Origin of the sequence: Paludibacterium purpuratum (assembly GCF_004363805.1) — a bacterium.
GTDB classification, from domain to species: domain Bacteria; phylum Pseudomonadota; class Gammaproteobacteria; order Burkholderiales; family Chromobacteriaceae; genus Paludibacterium; species Paludibacterium purpuratum.
The window spans coordinates 128,148-144,418 of sequence record NZ_SNZP01000003.1 but is presented as its reverse complement, the minus strand read 5'-3'; the positions used below and the strand labels follow the sequence as shown (position 1 = coordinate 144,418).

The window sequence follows — 16,271 nt, the reverse complement described above, 5'->3', positions numbered from 1 at the left end:
AGCCCCCGTGCGCCGCATCAAGCTATTCCACGCCAAGGAGACTGCGAATGGATTCCCTCATCACGCCACACCAGCAACAGTTGATCGACACCCTGCCCAATTATTGTGTCGCCAAGGATTTGCAGTCCAACTACCTTTACGCCAATCAACAGGCGGCGAATCTGGTTGGACTGCGATACAAAGAAGAGGCCGTCGGCATGACCGACCTGGATCTCCCCTGCGGCGCAGTGGAGAGCGCGCACTTGTTCCGGGCGCAGGATCGCGAGGTCATCCGCACGGGGCAGCCAGTGCGCATTCTGGATATCCACTGCTATGGCGGTAGCCAGTGGCGCTCACTGCTCCTCTGCAAGGTGCCGTTACGCGATCCGGCGCAGAACATCGTCGGCACCATTGGCCATGGACAAGAGCTGGACAACCGCGAACTCGTGGCGCTCGGTGCGCTGCTGGGAAAGATCGCCTATAGCCCCATGAGCGGCAACTACCTGCTCACCTCCCGCACCAGCTACATCATCGGCAGCCCGACTCATGGCCCCAAACTCAGCCAGCGGCAGGAGGAAATTCTGTTCTTGCTGCTACGCGGGCGTTCCGCCCGGCTGATCGGCCGGGCGCTCGGCATTGCCATCCGCACCGTCGAATGGCATCTGGTCATACTCAAGGAGAAATTCGCCGCTTTGAGCAAAAGCGAACTGATCGACAAGGCCATCGAGCTAGGCTACCTGCACAACCTGCCGCCCGGCCTCAGCAAGCGCTCGCTGTCGATCATCCTGCGCGAAGATTGACGATCTCCGCCCTTTCTCAGGCTGAAAGCTAAACCAATGTCCGCCGCTCGACCGACAAACCCCGAGCCGCAGCGCTTTCGAAGTCCGATCCCCACCATGACCGCATGAAGCTATTCCATCCAAAGGAGACAGCGAATGGATTCGCCCATCACCCCACAACTGCAACAGATGATCGACACTCTATCCGGCTTTGTGACCTGCAAAGATTTGCAGTCCACTCACCTTTACACCAATCAACAATCGGCGGATCTGATTGGACTGCGATACAAAGAAGAGGCCGTCGGCATGACCGACCTGGATCTACCCTGCGGCGCAGTGGAGAGCGCGCACTTGTTCCGGGCGCAGGATCGCGAGGTCATCCGCACTGGGCAGCCATTGCGCATTCTCGATATCCACCGCTATGCCGGCAATCAGTGGCGTACATTAATCGCCTACAAAACACCGTGGCGCGACCCGGCGCAAAACATCGTCGGTACGATTTGCCAATCGCAAGAGCTCGACAGCCGCTGGCTGCTGGAACTCGGGGTGCTACTGGGTAAAACCGCCGATGGCCCCATGAGCGGCAACAACCTGCTCACCTCCCGCACCAGCTACATCATCGGCCACCCGGGTCTAGGTCCCAAACTCACTCAACGGCAGCAGGAGATTCTGTTCTTGCTGCTACGCGGACGTTCCGCCCGGCTGATCGGCCGGGCGCTCGGCATTGCCACCCGCACCGTCGAGTGGCATCTGGTCATGCTCAAGGAGAAATTCGCCGCTTTGAGCAAAAGCGAACTGATCGACAAGGCCATCGAGCTAGGCTACCTGCACAACCTGCCCCCCGGCCTCAGCAAGCGCTCGCTGTCGATCATCCTGCGCGAGGATTGACGATCTCCGCCCTTCAGGCAGACGGCGGCGTATTCTCAGGCTCGACGCTAAACCAACGCCGGCCGTTCTTGTCTTGATGAACGGCGCCGCCCAGGCCGATACGGCGTTCCTTGCGGTAATCGTACTGCGCCCGAGCGCGCGTCAGCACCGTCAGATCGAGCTCCACCACCCGCTGTTCCGGGCCGGCGCCACACTCGGCGACGATCTCGCCGAACGGGTCGACCACCACGCTTTCGCCCGGAAACTGGAGTCCGGTACCGCTGCTATTGCGGTCACAGCGGTTGACTAGCACGGCGAACATTTGATTTTCCATCGCCCGGGCCACGATGGCGCGCCGATGCACCGGGCCGAACGGATCCATATTGCCGTCGGTGACCAGCAATAATTCGGTACCGAGTATCGCCTGCGCACGTGCCGACTCGGGAAATTCGATGTCGTAGCAAATCAGCGTGCCGACCTGCAGACCACGCCACTCGCAGCATTCGATGCGCTCGCCCGGGGCGAACACGCCCTGATCCGACGCCCACATGTGCACCTTGCGATACGACATTGCCAGTCCGCTCGGTGTCAGCAGCACCGTGGTATTGAAGAAGCGCCCGTCGCACGCTTCGGCCAGGCCGATGGCGATCGACAGCTTATGCTCGCGCGCAGCCCCCAAAAGCAGCGATACGGCGTGACCATCGAGCGGCTGAGCCAGGCTCGCCACGTTCTCGGGGGTGGGGAATCCGCTGAGGAAGGTTTCCGGAAAAACGATCAGGTCGGAGTCCGAGCGGGTCCTGGCGATGGCGGCCAGCGCGGTTTTCAGGTTGGCCTGCAGATTCCCGTCTTCGCAAGGAAGCTGGGCGAGTTCGATACGCATGAAATCTCCGTTCAGTCACGTTCGGCGGTTTGACTGTCGACGGTGATACGGATGGCGTCGTGGCGCCAATACTCGTGATCGCAGTCGATAATTCGGCCGTGCTGGTCATAGTTGATACGAAATACCAACAATATCGGGCTGCCTTCGGCCAGGGTCAAGGCCTGCGCCACGTCGCCGCGTGCGGCGCTTGGGTAAATATCGAAGCGCGAGCGCCCGTAACGGATGCCATATTCGCGTTGGTAGATCAGGGTCAGAGACTGCGACAGGTCTCGCGCCAGGATGTCGGGAAAGAAGGACGGCTTGAGGTGATGCTCGACATACATCACCACCCGGCCGTCGATAGAGCGTGTGCGCCGTATCCGGCAAAGTTGTGCCAGCGGCCCCAGTTCCAGCGCCTGGCTCAACGCCGGCGTGGCCAACACCATGCCGGCGGATAGCACGCGGGTCTCCACCTGCCGCTGCTGGCGCGTGACCATCTCATGGAAATGCGAGCGGTACTGCGGATTGTAGACCAGCCGCGGCGGCGACACGAACCAGCCACGCCGATCTTCCCGATAAATGCGGCCTTCGGCCTCCAGCGCCAGCAGCGCGTCCTTGATGGTGATGCGAGTGGTGGAGAACAATTCGGACAGTTCGCGCTCCGAAGGCAGCTTGGCGCCGGGCGGCAACAAACCGCTATCCATCTGTGCACCCAGGGATTCGCGGATTTGAGCCGCTTGGGAGCGGGGGGGGTGGCTCATCTTGGACTAGTCCATCATCTTTTTGGAACGATTGAATCGCAAGGCGATAAATTTCGCCACCCTACCCGCCCGATATTGCAAAAAGATGATAGCACCTCATCGGGACTCGCCTCGCCGGCAACCGCCGCGCATTAGTCATATGTTTGTCATTTTCCCTGGCTATGATCGCTGGCCAACGGCTGACCTAGTCCAAGCCGGCCCATACCTGCGCGGGGCACACGATACCGCCGAGACGAGCCACAGGAAACCGTATGCGCAAGAAAGTGATTCTGGTATTGATCGATGGGTTGGCCTGGCAGGTGGCGCGCGACAGCCTGGGTTATCTATTGGGGCTATGCGAAGCGCAGCGCGCCACCGGCTATTCGCTACGCGCCGCACTCCCCTCGCTGTCCCGCCCTTTGTACGAGTGCATTCTCACCGGTGTGGCGCCGGTCGACAGCGGCATCGTCCACAACGACGTGAACCGCCTGTCGAATCAGCAAAGCCTATTCCACCTGGCGCGATCGGCCGGCTTGACGACCGCCGCCGCGGCCTACCACTGGTTCAGCGAACTGTATAACCGCTCGCCGTACTTGGCGAGCCGCGACCGTCTGACAGACGATCCCGCCTTACCGATTCAGCACGGCATGTTCTACCATCGCGACGACTACCCGGACGACCATCTGTTGCTGGACGCCGAAATGCTACGGCAACGCCATGACCCGGATTTCCTGCTGATCCACCCGATGAACGTGGATGACACCGGCCATCGTCACGGCCTGGACTCGGCCGCTTACCGCAACGCGGCGCGGCGCATCGATACGCTCCTGTCGGCGTTTCTACCGACTTGGCGCGAGCAGGGCTACCAGATCCTGATCACCAGCGATCACGGTATGAATGCCGACCACACGCACGGCGGCAGCCTGCCCGAAGAACGCGAGGTCCCGCTATTTGTGCTGGGCGATGGCTTCAGCCATCGCCCCGGCCTCGCCATCGCCCAAACGGCACTGTGCGGCAGCATGGCGCAGTTGCTGGGGCTCGACCACGACAAACCTTATTGCCTGGAGTTGCTTGCCTGATGCCGCTCGCTATTTTCGACCTAGACGACACCCTGATCGACGGCGACAGCTCGTCGCTGTTTTTGCGCTTCCTGGTGGAGATTGGCCAGGCGGATGCCGACATGCCTGCGCGCGAGGCCGCCATGATGGACGATTACCGCGCCGGTCGGCTGGCCATGGATGAATACATGCGTTTCACTCTGCAGCCGCTGCAACAGTGCGCCACCGAGCAGGTGGCGCACTGGGCCGAAGTCTTTTTGCGCGAACGCATTCTGCCGCGCGTGTTTCCCCAGGCCCATGCCGCCTTGGCACACTACCGCGACGCGGGCTGGCGCATCGTCATCATCTCGGCCACCGGCGAACACCTGGTGCGGCCGATCGCCGCCGCGCTCGGCGTCGCCGATGTCCTGGCCATTAGGCTGGCCAGCGCCGACGGCCGCTACACCGGCCAGACCGTCGACACGCTGACCTACCAGCAGGGCAAGGTCATCCGGCTGAACGAATGGTTGGCCGCACACGGCGAAACGCTCGACGGCAGCCACGGCTACAGCGATTCGATCAACGACGTGCCGCTGTTGGCGGCGGTCGATCGGGCGCACGTCGTCAACCCCGATGCGCGGCTGGCCGTTGTGGCCGACGAGCGTCAGTGGCACCGGCTAGCCTGGCGGTCGGCTTTCTGAACACCAGCACATTGCCGACCAACACCAGCACGATACCGACCAGGGCCGACGGCGCCCAGCGATAGCCCTCGAAAATCGCCGAGACGTTCAACGCCACCAGGGGAAACAAGACCGTGCAATAGGCCGCACGCGCAGCGCCCATGCGACCGACCAGCATCAGATAGGCGGTAAAACCGATGACCGAGCCCGGCACCGCCAAGTACAGCATGGCGCCCCAGAAGCGCGGATCGCCGTCGACCCGCAGCGGCACACCGGCAATCAGGCTGCCGACCACCAGCACCGTCGTGCCGGTCAACATCGCCCAGGCATTGGTCTGCAGCGGCGTATAGCCCTGCTTCTGCAAGCGGCTCGACAACAGGTTGCCGAAAGAGAAGCACAGTGTCCCGGCAAACGCCAGGCCCAGGCCGAGCAGGCTCGACCATGAAAACGATTCGCCGGCCAACTGTTGCCAAGAGAGCGCCATCACACCGGCCAGGCCGAAGGCACCGCCAACCAGTACTTGCGGTGCGATCCGCTGTTTAAAGAACAGCCGGGCATTGAAGGCGTTGAGCAGCGTCGCCATGGAGAACACCACGGCGACCAGGCCGCTGGGCACCCAGCGCGTGGCATTGTAGAAACACAGGAAGTTACAGCAGAACAGACAGAGCCCCTGCGCCAGCACCAGGCGCGCCGCTTCGCCGCGCGGCGGCGCCAAGCGGCGTTTCCAAGCCAGGATGGCGAACAACACCAAAGCGGCGATGGCAAAGCGCAGTGCGATCGACAACGGGATCGGCGTCACGCCCAGTTCCCATTTGATGGCGATCCAGGTGGTTCCCCAGATTAATACGGTCAGTAGATACAACACGGCATTCATGGTCGGCTCCTTCCGGCATCCTTTTATTCGCTTCAGCATGCGCCGCGACGGCAAGCCGGCATTGCACATTCCTGCGGATTTCTGCAGTCGATTTCGCGCCAACGCCTATGCCCGCGCTAAACTGATCAGTATGGAAACGCCGATCCACCGCCCACAACCGGCCAGCCCGGTCTACGAAGTCCTCAGCCAGTCCCGCGCCGATCTGGAACGCGAGGCCTTGCTGGGCGACGGCCTGCGCGCGGCATTATGGCGGCGCGAGCAGTTGGAGGACACGATCTATGACCGGCCGACCCATCACACGCTGTCGCTCTACCTGGAGGACGGCTACGACGTGTATCTAAACGGCCAGCCGTCACGGCGCGGCGGCCCGGGCAAGCTCTGCCTGCTGCCGGCCGAGCACGAGTCGTACTGGCGCATTAATGGCCGCATCCGCTTCGTGCATTTCTATTTCACCCAGGAACAGTTTGGCGAGTTGGCCGTGCGCATGCTCGATCGCGAGCCGCGTCTCTTGGCTTTACGTCAGAACATCTACTGGGAAGACGACCGGCTGGCCGGCTTGGGCCGGCAATTGGCCGCCCAACACTGGCAGGACAGCGAGAGCCGGCTCAACGCCAACGCCATCGGCCACGAGATGCTGGCCTATCTGCTGCTCAACCACAGCGACCGGCAGCGCGGCCTGCCCGTGCGCGGCGGTCTGGCGCCCACCTTACGCCGGCGCGCGCTCGAGCTGATCGACCATCGGCTCGACGGCGAATTGACCGTGGGCGAGCTGGCCCAGGCGCTCTCGCTATCCGAATACCATTTCGCCCGCATGTTCCGCGAGTCGGTCGGCGAAGCGCCGCACCGCTGGATCATGCGCCGCCGTCTGGCTCGCGCACGCGATCTGCTGTCCCGGGGCGATCTACCGCTGACGGTCGTGGCTCATCGGTCGGGTTTCAGTCACGCCAGTCATCTGACGCGTCACTTCCGCGAAGCGCTCGGCGTCACGCCGGGCATTTATCGTTTGTGGACGCAAAACCGTGGTTGAACGAGTGGCACTGCGACGATTTGTCGCATCCCCATCGATACCCCCACCCCCTATCATGCAAACTGTGCTGCACAATCCAAACTAAACAACAAAAGCCATGATGAGCCGTTACCGACATGAAATCATTGCCGTGCTGGCGATCAAGATCATATTGATTCTCATCATCAAAATGATCTGGTTCTCCGACCGACAAGAGGTCTCCAGTCAAACCGTTGCCGACCGACTGCTGTCGCCCAGTGCGACCGCGTCCGTCGCGGGCGGCTCGAAGGAGCATCCATGACAGAAACACTGGTCGACCTTTCCCGCCTACAGTTCGCCGTCACGGCGCTGTATCACTTTCTTTTCGTCCCCCTGACCCTCGGTCTGAGCATCATGCTGGTGATCATGGAGTCGGTCTATGTGATCACCAAGCAGCAGATCTACCATGACATGACCCGGTTCTGGGGCAAGCTTTTCGGCATCAACTTCGCGCTCGGCGTCACCACCGGCATCACCATGGAGTTCCAGTTCGGTACCAACTGGGCCTACTACTCGCACTACGTCGGCGACATCTTCGGCGCACCGCTGGCCATCGAAGGCATGATGGCCTTCTTCCTGGAGTCGACCTTCATCGGCCTGTTCTTCTTCGGCTGGGAACGACTGTCGCGCATCAAGCACCTGATGGTCACCATGCTGATGGCCATCGGCTCCAACCTGTCGGCGCTGTGGATTCTGATCGCCAACGGCTGGATGCAGGATCCGGTCGGCGCGCACTTCAACTACCGCACCATGCGCATGGAGTTGTCCAGCTTCTGGGAAATCGTGTTCAACCCGACCGCTCAGGCCAAGTTCGTCCATACCGTGAGCGCCGGCTACGTCACCGCGGCCTGTTTCGTACTGGGCATCTCAAGTTGGTATCTGCTGCGGGGGCGCGACATCGCCTTTGCGCGCCGCAGCTTCCGCATCGCCGCCGCCTTCGGCTTCGCCGCCGCCTTGTCGGTGATCGTGCTGGGCGACGAATCCGGCTACACCGTCAGCGAATCGCAGCAAACCAAGATGGCCGCCATCGAAGCCATTTGGGACACAGAACCGGCGCCGGCCGGCCTGACCGTGTTCGCCCTGCCCGACCAAACGGCGCGCACCAACCACTACCAACTGCAGATTCCCTACCTGATGGGATTGATCGGCACGCGCTCCACCACCAAAGAAATCCCCGGCATCAACCAGATCGTGGCCAAGAACCGCGCGCGCATCGTCGATGGCCAAGAGGCTGTGATCGCGCTCGAAGCGCTGCGCAAAGCACCGGACGACCCGGCTTTGCGCGCCGCCTTCGAGCAGCATGAGGCCAATCTTGGCTTCGGGCTGCTGCTGAAGAAATATGTCGCCGACGTGCGCGAGGCCACCCCGGCCATCATCGATCAGGCGGCCTGGAGTACGATCCCGCGCGTGGCGCCGCTGTTCTGGGGTTTCCGCGCCATGGTCGGGCTGGGTATGAGTTTCCTGCTACTGTTCAGCGCTGCGCTGTTCTGCTCGCTAAAGAACACTTTCGCCCAGCAGAAGTGGCTGTTGCGCTGGGCGCTGTGCTGGATTCCAATGCCGTGGCTCGCCTGCGAACTCGGCTGGTTCGTGGCCGAGTACGGTCGCCAGCCCTGGACCATCTACGGCCTGCTGCCGACCCATCTTTCGACCTCGCAACTCAGCGTGGGCGCGGTGGCCGGCTCGCTGGCGGGTTTCGTCCTGTTCTATACCGTTTTGCTGGTGGTCGAGCTGTTCCTGATGATCAAGTACGCCCGCCTCGGCCCCTCCAGCCTTGGCACCGGCCGCTACCATCATGAGTCGCAGACGCGCAGCACCATCACCGAGGGAGCACGCTGATGCTGGACTACCCAACCTTACGCATCATCTGGTGGCTGTTGATCGGCTTGCTGTTGATCGGTTTCGCCATCATGGACGGCCACGACCTGGGCGTCGGCACGCTACTGCCCTGGGTCGGCCGCGACGACGATGAGCGCCGCGTACTGCTCAACACGGTCGGCCCGCACTGGGACGGCAACCAAGTGTGGTTCATCACCGGCGGCGGCGCCATGTTCGCCGCCTGGCCATTCATCTACGCCACCGCCTTCTCGGGCTTCTATTGGGCAATGCTGGCGGTGCTATGGACGCTGTTCCTGCGCCCGGTCGGCTTCGACTATCGCAGCAAACTCCCCTACGCCGGCTGGCGTCGGGCCTGGGACGGCGCACTGTTCCTCAGTGGCTTTGTGCCGCCGCTCATCTTCGGCGTGGCGTTCGGCAACCTGCTGCTAGGCGTACCGTTCACTTTCGACGATACCTTGCGTGCCAGCTACACCGGCTCGTTCTGGGCGCTGCTTAATCCGTTCGCCTTATTGTGCGGCCTGGTCGCCAGCGCAATGATCACCTTCCAAGGCGCCACCTTCCTGATCATCAAGACGGAAGGCGCCCCGCGCCAACGCGCTCGGCGCGCCGCCGAGTTGACCGGGCTTGCCGCCGCCTTGTTGTTCGTCGCCGCCGGGGTATGGGCCAGCCAATTGCCCGGCTACCGGATTCTGGCAGGCGCACTGCCGTCGGCCGAGTCCAATCCGCTGGCCAAGGTGGTGGCGATCCAGCCCGGTGCCTGGATGGCCAATTACCATCAATGGCCATGGCTATGGCTGGTGCCGACTATCGGCGTACTTGCGGCGCTGGCCGGCAGCCGACTGGCGCGGGCCGGCCGCGGCGGCTTGGCCTTCATCGCCTCCAGCTTCACCCAAGCCGGCATCATCGGCACGGCGGGCATCAGCATGTTCCCCTTCCTGCTGCCGTCGAGCCTCAACCCCAATGCCAGCCTGACCGTTTGGGATGCCACATCCAGCCACCTGACGCTGTCGGTCATGTTCTGGGTGGCCGTGATCTTCACACCGTTGATCGTGCTCTACACCAGTTGGTGCTACCGCGTCATGCGTGGCCCGGTCACGGTCGAGTCCGTGCGCAAGAACTCGAAAACCGCTTACTGAAAGGAGCCCTTCATGTGGTATTTCGCCTGGATGCTCGGCCTGCCGCTTGCCGTTTCGTTGGCGGTGATCAACGCGATCATTGAAGAGAATCTGCACCACGACGATGTCGAGGACGAGGTGGCCTGACGGTTGACCCGCCGCCACGCCGCCGATAGTATCGATAATATGAAATCGAACCAGCCGAACCTGATCGCCCGCCTGCTGCCGTGTTGTCCCGCACGGCCGGGGTCGTCGCGCGCCTAGCGCACACGTTCAGCTCGCCCACGGCCGCCGCGTTGCTTCAACCGGCGGCTTTTTCTTTTGGAGAAAGCCATGCAGCTCTATCTGTACGACACCTGGCAACGCGACTTGCGCCTCTTCGAACCCTTGCGCGCGGAGCATGTCGGCCTGTATTGCTGCGGTCCCACCGTCTACGACTACGCCCATATCGGCAATCTGCGTAGCTACCTGTTCGAGGACGTACTGCGGCGAGTGTTGGAATTCAACGGACATACCGTGCGGCATGTCGTCAACATCACCGACGTCGGCCACTTGGTATCCGATGGCGACGACGGCGAGGACAAAATGGAAAAAGGCAGCCGGCGCGCAGGCGGCGCTTCGGCCTGGACGCTGGCGGAACGGTTTACCCGTGCCTTCCAAGACGATATGGATGCCTTGGGCATGCTGGCCCCGACACTGTGGTGCCGCGCCACCGATCACATTCCCGAGCAGATCGATTTCATCGCCGCCTTGGCGGCAAAGGACTTCACCTATCGCACCGACGACGGCATCTACTTCGACACCAGCCGTCAGGACGACTACGGCTACCTGGCGCGGCTCGACCGCGACGGCCTACAAGCCGGCATCCGCGTCGAACAAGGCCAGAAGCGCCATGCCACCGACTTTGCGTTGTGGAAATTCAGCCCGCGCGATGCGAAACGGCAAATGGAATGGGACAGCCCCTGGGGACGCGGCTTCCCCGGCTGGCATATCGAGTGCTCGGCCATGTCGGCCAAATATCTGTCGCCGTGGTTCGACATCCACTGCGGCGGCGAGGATCACATCGCCGTGCATCACAGTAACGAGATTGCGCAAAGCTAGGCATGCCACGGCACGCGCGCGGCCAATTTCTGGATGCACGGCTATTTCCTGCAGCTGGACGATGCCAAGATGTCGAAATCGAGCGGCGACTTTCTACGCCTGCGGACCCTGATCGATCGTGGCTACGATCCGCTCGCCTATCGTTATCTGTGTCTGGCCGCCCACTACCGCAAGCAAATGACCTTCGGCTGGGCTGCGCTCGATGGTGCGGCGCAGGCGCTCTCCCGCTTGCGCACCGCCTATGCGTCCTGGCCGGACGGTGGACGAATCGATCAAGATTTCGTCGACGCCTTCACGCGCGAAATCAATCAGGACTTGAATACCGCGCGCGCCTTGGCGCTGGTTTGGGGCCTCGTCAAGCAACCCCTGGCCGATGCCGACAAGAAAGCCACGCTGCGCCACTGTGATCGCGTACTCGGACTGGGGCTCGAACATTGGCGCCCCTGCCGACAAGCCATTCCGGCCGACATTCAGGCGCTGGTCGACGCGCGCCAGGCGGCGCGGCAGGCCAAGCAGTGGGCCGAGGCCGACGCTTTGCGCAACGAACTCGCCACACGCGGTTTCACTGTCGAGGATGGTGCCGATGGGGTTCAGGTGCGGGCCATCGGCTAGTCCCTTGCGCGCGGGCAGCCTATGCTGAAGTCAGGAGGAAAAACAACATGACTGCCATAGGGAAGTCCCCGAATACCGCGACGGTGCGGGCCGACGCACGCGACGACGAACCGGAGATCGAAAGCCTGCCGCTGTTCAAACGCTACGAAAGCCAAGCGACGGCGCGGCAGATTTCGTTCTACTTATCCGGCGAGATCGGCGATCCGATTCACTACACCGACCTGCTCTATACGCTGCGCAGCGCCAGCAACACCGACCTGATCCTGCTGCACCTGAACACGCCGGGCGGTAATTTCGATACCGGATTGCAGATCATCAACAATATCGCCGCCAGCGATGCGCGCGTGCTAACCGTGCTGGAGGCGCGCGCCTACTCGATGGGCGCGATGATTTTTCTGGCCGGCGACGAACTGATCGTGCACGACACCTGCCAATTGATGTTCCACAACTACTCGTCGGCGCTGATCGGCAAGGGCAACGAGCAGAAGGCGCAGGTAGGCGCCGTCAGCAAGTGGTTCGGCAAGGTGATGCGTCATGTGTGCCGGCCGTTCCTGAGCGACGAGGAAGTCGACCGTATTTTGCGCGGCGAGGATATCTGGATGGATACGGACGATATCCGCCGCCGGCTGGCACACCTGCAAAAGGGCGAGCCGGCGGTCAAACCGAAAAGGAAGAAGACCGCGCCGACGGCTTAGGCGCCGCCCGAGCGCGCCTCGGCCGAGTGGAAGGTCCAGGCGAGAAAACGGCTTTGCTTCTGGCCCTGGGCCATGGCGACGGTGCGCACCTCGACAGCGCCGACCTGGCTCAGGAACGGTCGCATGGCCGTGATGGTTTCGGCGCGCGACACCAGGCTCGTGAACCAGACGCACTGCTCGGCCATATCGCGGCTCTCGTCGACCATACGCCGCAGAAAAGCCATTTCGCCGCCCGGGCACCACAACTCGTTGCTCTGGCCGCCGAAATTCAGCACCGGCTGGCCGGGACGCGCACGCCCCAGATTGCGCCATTTGCGCGCGGAACCGGCGCGGGCCTCGTCCGCCGAGGAATGAAACGGCGGATTGCACAGCGTCAGGTCGAAGTGTTCGTCGGCATGCAGCACATGATGAAAGATGGCTTGGGCAACGGGCTGCTGGCGCAGCTCGATTTGCTTGTCGAGCCGATTGGCCTGAACGATGACGCGGGCGGTCTGCACCGCCAGCGGGTCGATATCGCTGCCGACGAAACGCCAGCCGTACTCTGCGTGCCCGATCAGCGGATAGATGCAGTTGGCGCCGACCCCCACATCCAGCACCCGCACCGAACCGCCGCGTGGAATCTCGCCGCCGCGATCGCTGGCCAACAGGTCGGCCAGGTAATGCAAATAGTCGGCACGGCCGGGAATCGGCGGGCACAGATAGCCTTCCGGCAGATCCCAGAATTGAATACCGTACTGCTGCCGCAATAGCGCGCCATTGAGCAAACGCACCGCCTGCGGATCGGCAAAATCGATCGTTGCCTCGCCAACTGGATTGGGATGGACAAACGGCGCCAAGTCCGGCTGCAGCGCGCACAGCGCATCCAGGTCATAGCGCCCTTGATGGCGATTGCGCGGGTGGAGGGTTGCGGCGGATTTGTCGCCCATGAAAGCATCCTTTGACTTTAATGGGCGCCATTTTAACAGAATGGGGCTAGATCCATCCTAGATTGCCGAAGACCAGCAGCGACAACACGACAACAGAGGCCAAGCCCGCCACCACTTTGAGTTTGCGTACCATCGACGGCATATCGTGTACCCAGTAGGCAACCAGAAAGAACGGCAGATAACCGACCAGGAAAATCAGCCAGGGCGCATGCAGATTCCAGGCGGGCCATTCCCAGGTCAGCACGCCGATATGGTTCAACCAGCACTCTACGATCACGCACAAAGCCGAATTGGCGAGTGCAAGCCAGAGGCGGTTGTTGATGCCGAGAAACACCAAGTCGCGCCGCGGCGGCAGCATGCGCACCGCCATCAGGCCCATGACCGCGAACATCAGCGAGATTTCGATATTCAATCCGATCAACAACACCAGCGAGGACGAGCCATTGGGTGTACCCCATACCGGCGCGAAGCCGGAAAAATGGGCCAGCAGGCCATTCCAGATTTCGTTGACCCAATCCATGAGCCAAAACGCCACGCCGCCCAGAACCACGCTCCAACGTCGCTCGGCGATCTGCTCGTTATAGACATACAGCACCAGCAGAAACATCGGCAGCACGATCCACTGGAAATGAGCGGTATCGCGTAACAGGCTTTGAGCCTGGGCGGCGGAAGCAACAAGCATGGCGGTCTCCTGAGGGGAATCGCGTCATTTACGCACACTCCATGACATTGTCAACCAAATTCCATATCGGCCATCGTATCCTACTGCCCAAAAGGACCATCAAGTTCGCCTCGGACTGGTCGATATTTAGGTCACGTCCCCCCGGAGTACGGCCATGCAGATTTCCAACCAGACTCAGCGCAGCGATGCGGCTTATGGCTTCAGCGAAACGCTGATGGCGCAAACGCAATTCCAGCTACAAGCGCTCGACGGCTCGACTTCGACGGGCAAACCGAACACCCCCGCCGACCAAGTGAGTCTGAGCCCCGGCGCATTGACCATGGGCCGAGCCAACGGGCAGAACGACCAGATGGCCTCGCTGCTCGGCATGATGGAGAACATTCTGCAGCAGGTGCTCGGCACGACGCTTTCGACCGTGGCAGCCACCTCGCATCCCAGCGCGGCGGACAAAGCCGGCCAAAGCAGCGGCAGCCAAAACGCCCCCTCCTCGCCGCTGGATCAACTGACTTCGTCGATCCTGTCGGCATTGCAGGGCGACAACGGCAGCCACGCGGCCCAAAGCGGCGGCAACCAGGACAGCCTGTTGTCGGCGCTCGGCGCCATGGGCAAGTCGGTCGAGAACGACGCCATGTCGTTGTTCAACAACCTGTCGGCGCAAAATCAGTCAGCCATGAACGGCATGGTATCGGATGCCGCCGCCCATGGCGCCTCGGGTAGCTACCAGAGCCTGGTGTCGGTACAGGAAAGCGAAAGTTATCAATTCAGCGCCAGCGGTAAACTTACCACCGCATCCGGCCAGACCTTCCAGTTCTCGCTACAAGTCGAACTGCAAGCCAGTGTGTCGATTACCAGCAGCCAGTCGGGGGTGTTCGGCCCGAGCAGTCAGAACACCGCGCCGCAAAGCCTGCAGCTTGGTCAACAAGCGGGTCTGTTTAGCGGCGCCAACGTCAACTTCGATAGCCAGAATCTGCAGAAGAGCAATCCGACGGGCGATGACAAGGCGGCCAAGACGGACGATTCGGCTGCGACCTCGGCGGCCACCATCGGCCAGGCAATCACCAGCGCACTGGCCACCCTGAAGCTGACGCCGGAAAAGACGGACGACAAGCAGACGCCGCAACAGCAGCAAGTCAGCGCGCTCATGCATCGCAAGCACGGCCGTCACGCGCATGGCGCCGGCCACCAGGCGAACGGCACAGCCACGCCAAGTTCGCAAACCTCGGCTGACAGCGATACACCGCAAACCGCTCAGAACAAGCAGGTGACGGCCGCCGGCTAATGATCGATGGAGTAGTGGTATGCAGATTCGTTCTTTTACGCTCGACATGGGTTCGAGCCATCTGCTTCGGCAACAGCAAAGCAGCCGGACACAATTCACGCCGAGGACATCGACCGCGGCGGCCACCGACCGGCAGACCGACACGGTCGACCTGCAGTCCGCTACCGACACCCTCGACCTGAATAGCGCCACCGGGCAGGCCGCCCTGCATACGGCCACCCGGACACTCAGCCACAGCCAAACCGAATCGCAGACCGGCGCCGTCAACCTGCCCAAGCCTGGTCGCACAGTCAGCGCCAACGAGCCGGCAGCCACCGCTCAGCCGCTGAGCGAGCAGGATCTGCCGCCGCTACTGAGCCTGGCCAAACAAATCCTGGAAAAAGTACTCGGCATTCATTTCACCCTCTACAACGGCAAACTGGTGCCGGACGACGGCAGCTCGGCGCCGAGCACGTCCGCCGGCACACCGGCGCCTGCGGCCGACAAGAGCGGCACCCAGACGACCAGCAGCCAATACCGCGAACAAGAACAAACGGACTTCAGTGCCAACGGCAGCATCACCACGGCGGATGGGCAGACTATTTCGTTCCAGCTGGATAGCCGATTACAGCGCGACTACCAGACATCCAGTACCGTCACGCGCCAGGTCGGCGCGAGCGGTTCGGTCGATCCGTTGATGATTACGCTGCCGGATGGCAATGGCCGCTTCAGTGGCGCCAGTGTGTCTTTCGATCTGCAAAATAACGGTAGCCAAGTATCGCTACCCTTTGTCTCGGGCGGCGGCTGGCTGGTCTGGGATAAGCGGCACGATGGCAAGGTCAGCGACGGCAGCCAGCTGTTCGGCCCGCAAAGCGGCAATGGTTTCGGCGACCTGGCACAGCTGGACAGCAATCACGATGGGGTCATCGACAGCAGCGACGCCGCCTATGCCGACCTCAAGGTCTGGACCGGTGTCGACGCCAAAGGCAATGCCCAATTGGCGACGCTGTCGTCGCTGCACATCGGCGCCATCCTGCTGCCCAGCGTCGCGACGCCGTTCAGCCTGCGCGACGGCGGCAACCGCGAGCAAGGCGAAGTGAAAAGAAGCGGGGTCTACCTGACCGAGGACGGCCAGGCAGGACGGATCAGCCAGGTGGACATCGCGGCATAGGATGGATTCGCCGTG

Annotated in this window: 18 protein-coding genes and 1 pseudogene; 14 read left to right on the top strand and 5 right to left on the bottom strand. The window is 62.2% G+C overall.

What is annotated here, in order from left to right; translation table 11 throughout:
- Window positions 1–47 precede the first annotated feature (47 nt).
- Together DFP86_RS04720 and DFP86_RS04715 are read left to right on the top strand one after the other, a co-directional pair.
- Window positions 48–779 (top strand): helix-turn-helix transcriptional regulator, encoded by a 732-nt coding sequence (locus DFP86_RS04720; RefSeq protein WP_133678862.1) that lies wholly within the window; start codon window positions 48–50, stop codon window positions 777–779.
- Between the two features lie 135 nt (window positions 780–914).
- The gene (locus tag DFP86_RS04715; protein ID WP_133678861.1) at window positions 915–1,646 is read left to right on the top strand and encodes a helix-turn-helix transcriptional regulator; all 732 of its coding nucleotides are present in this window, start codon (window positions 915–917) and stop codon (window positions 1,644–1,646) included.
- Window positions 1,647–1,659: 13 nt separating this feature from the next.
- On the opposite strand, the gene DFP86_RS04710 is transcribed toward DFP86_RS04715, so the two are convergent.
- A complete protein-coding gene (locus DFP86_RS04710) occupies window positions 1,660–2,505 on the bottom strand; it encodes a carbon-nitrogen hydrolase family protein (RefSeq protein WP_133678860.1) in 846 nt (281 codons plus the stop codon).
- Between the two features lie 11 nt (window positions 2,506–2,516).
- Window positions 2,517–3,245, bottom strand: a complete 729-nt coding sequence (locus DFP86_RS04705; protein WP_133678859.1) for a UTRA domain-containing protein — start codon at window positions 3,243–3,245, stop codon at window positions 2,517–2,519.
- A gap of 251 nt (window positions 3,246–3,496) precedes the next feature.
- Here DFP86_RS04705 and DFP86_RS04700 point away from each other — a divergent pair, with 251 nt between their 5' ends.
- Window positions 3,497–4,303 carry an alkaline phosphatase family protein gene (locus DFP86_RS04700; RefSeq protein WP_133678858.1) on the top strand — a complete coding sequence of 269 codons (807 nt, stop codon included), beginning with the start codon at window positions 3,497–3,499 and terminating at the stop codon, window positions 4,301–4,303.
- Window positions 4,303–4,962 (top strand): HAD family hydrolase, encoded by a 660-nt coding sequence (locus DFP86_RS04695; RefSeq protein ID WP_133678857.1) that lies wholly within the window; start codon window positions 4,303–4,305, stop codon window positions 4,960–4,962. The genes DFP86_RS04700 and DFP86_RS04695 overlap by 1 nt, the downstream gene beginning before the upstream one ends.
- On the opposite strand, the gene DFP86_RS04690 is transcribed toward DFP86_RS04695, so the two are convergent.
- Window positions 4,886–5,815, bottom strand: a complete 930-nt coding sequence (locus DFP86_RS04690; RefSeq protein WP_133678856.1) for a DMT family transporter — start codon at window positions 5,813–5,815, stop codon at window positions 4,886–4,888. The two genes, DFP86_RS04695 and DFP86_RS04690, sit on opposite strands and share 77 nt — an antisense overlap.
- Between DFP86_RS04690 and DFP86_RS04685 the strand changes: the two genes are divergently transcribed.
- The 8 genes and pseudogenes from DFP86_RS04685 (at window position 5,814) to DFP86_RS04655 (ending at window position 12,219) form a co-directional block, all read left to right on the top strand.
- Complete coding sequence (locus DFP86_RS04685; RefSeq protein ID WP_243729304.1) at window positions 5,814–6,842, top strand: helix-turn-helix domain-containing protein; 1,029 nt, start codon at window positions 5,814–5,816, stop codon at window positions 6,840–6,842. The genes DFP86_RS04690 and DFP86_RS04685 overlap by 2 nt on opposite strands.
- A gap of 97 nt (window positions 6,843–6,939) precedes the next feature.
- Window positions 6,940–7,122, top strand: coding sequence for a cytochrome oxidase putative small subunit CydP (gene cydP / locus DFP86_RS04680; protein ID WP_133678855.1), 183 nt, complete (start codon window positions 6,940–6,942; stop codon window positions 7,120–7,122).
- On the top strand, window positions 7,119–8,696 hold the full coding sequence (locus DFP86_RS04675) for a cytochrome ubiquinol oxidase subunit I (RefSeq protein ID WP_133678854.1): 1,578 nt from the start codon (window positions 7,119–7,121) through the stop codon (window positions 8,694–8,696). Before cydP ends, DFP86_RS04675 begins: the two co-directional genes overlap by 4 nt.
- Window positions 8,696–9,832, top strand: a complete 1,137-nt coding sequence (gene cydB, locus DFP86_RS04670; protein ID WP_208108227.1) for a cytochrome d ubiquinol oxidase subunit II — start codon at window positions 8,696–8,698, stop codon at window positions 9,830–9,832. Before DFP86_RS04675 ends, cydB begins: the two co-directional genes overlap by 1 nt.
- A gap of 12 nt (window positions 9,833–9,844) precedes the next feature.
- Complete coding sequence (cydX, locus tag DFP86_RS04665) at window positions 9,845–9,958, top strand: cytochrome bd-I oxidase subunit CydX (RefSeq protein WP_133678852.1); 114 nt, start codon at window positions 9,845–9,847, stop codon at window positions 9,956–9,958.
- A gap of 186 nt (window positions 9,959–10,144) precedes the next feature.
- Window positions 10,145–11,104, top strand: a pseudogene (cysS, locus tag DFP86_RS19540) (cysteine--tRNA ligase); the annotation flags it as partial.
- Complete coding sequence (locus DFP86_RS19810; RefSeq protein WP_424991621.1) at window positions 11,090–11,524, top strand: CysS/YqeB C-terminal domain-containing protein; 435 nt, start codon at window positions 11,090–11,092, stop codon at window positions 11,522–11,524. The pseudogene cysS and the gene DFP86_RS19810, both read left to right, overlap by 15 nt.
- A 47-nt stretch (window positions 11,525–11,571) precedes the next feature.
- Window positions 11,572–12,219 (top strand): Clp protease ClpP, encoded by a 648-nt coding sequence (locus DFP86_RS04655; protein ID WP_133678851.1) that lies wholly within the window; start codon window positions 11,572–11,574, stop codon window positions 12,217–12,219.
- Here DFP86_RS04655 and rlmF read toward each other — a convergent pair.
- A complete protein-coding gene (gene rlmF / locus DFP86_RS04650; RefSeq protein ID WP_133678850.1) occupies window positions 12,216–13,145 on the bottom strand; it encodes a 23S rRNA (adenine(1618)-N(6))-methyltransferase RlmF in 930 nt (309 codons plus the stop codon). The genes DFP86_RS04655 and rlmF overlap by 4 nt on opposite strands.
- 46 nt (window positions 13,146–13,191) lie before the next feature.
- Window positions 13,192–13,827 carry a hypothetical protein gene (locus DFP86_RS04645; RefSeq protein ID WP_133678849.1) on the bottom strand — a complete coding sequence of 212 codons (636 nt, stop codon included), beginning with the start codon at window positions 13,825–13,827 and terminating at the stop codon, window positions 13,192–13,194.
- Window positions 13,828–13,981: 154 nt separating this feature from the next.
- Between DFP86_RS04645 and DFP86_RS04640 the strand changes: the two genes are divergently transcribed.
- Complete coding sequence (locus DFP86_RS04640) at window positions 13,982–15,106, top strand: hypothetical protein (RefSeq protein WP_133678848.1); 1,125 nt, start codon at window positions 13,982–13,984, stop codon at window positions 15,104–15,106.
- Between the two features lie 19 nt (window positions 15,107–15,125).
- Window positions 15,126–16,256 carry a hypothetical protein gene (locus DFP86_RS04635; protein ID WP_133678847.1) on the top strand — a complete coding sequence of 377 codons (1,131 nt, stop codon included), beginning with the start codon at window positions 15,126–15,128 and terminating at the stop codon, window positions 16,254–16,256.
- The last annotated feature ends 15 nt before the right edge of the window (window positions 16,257–16,271 follow it).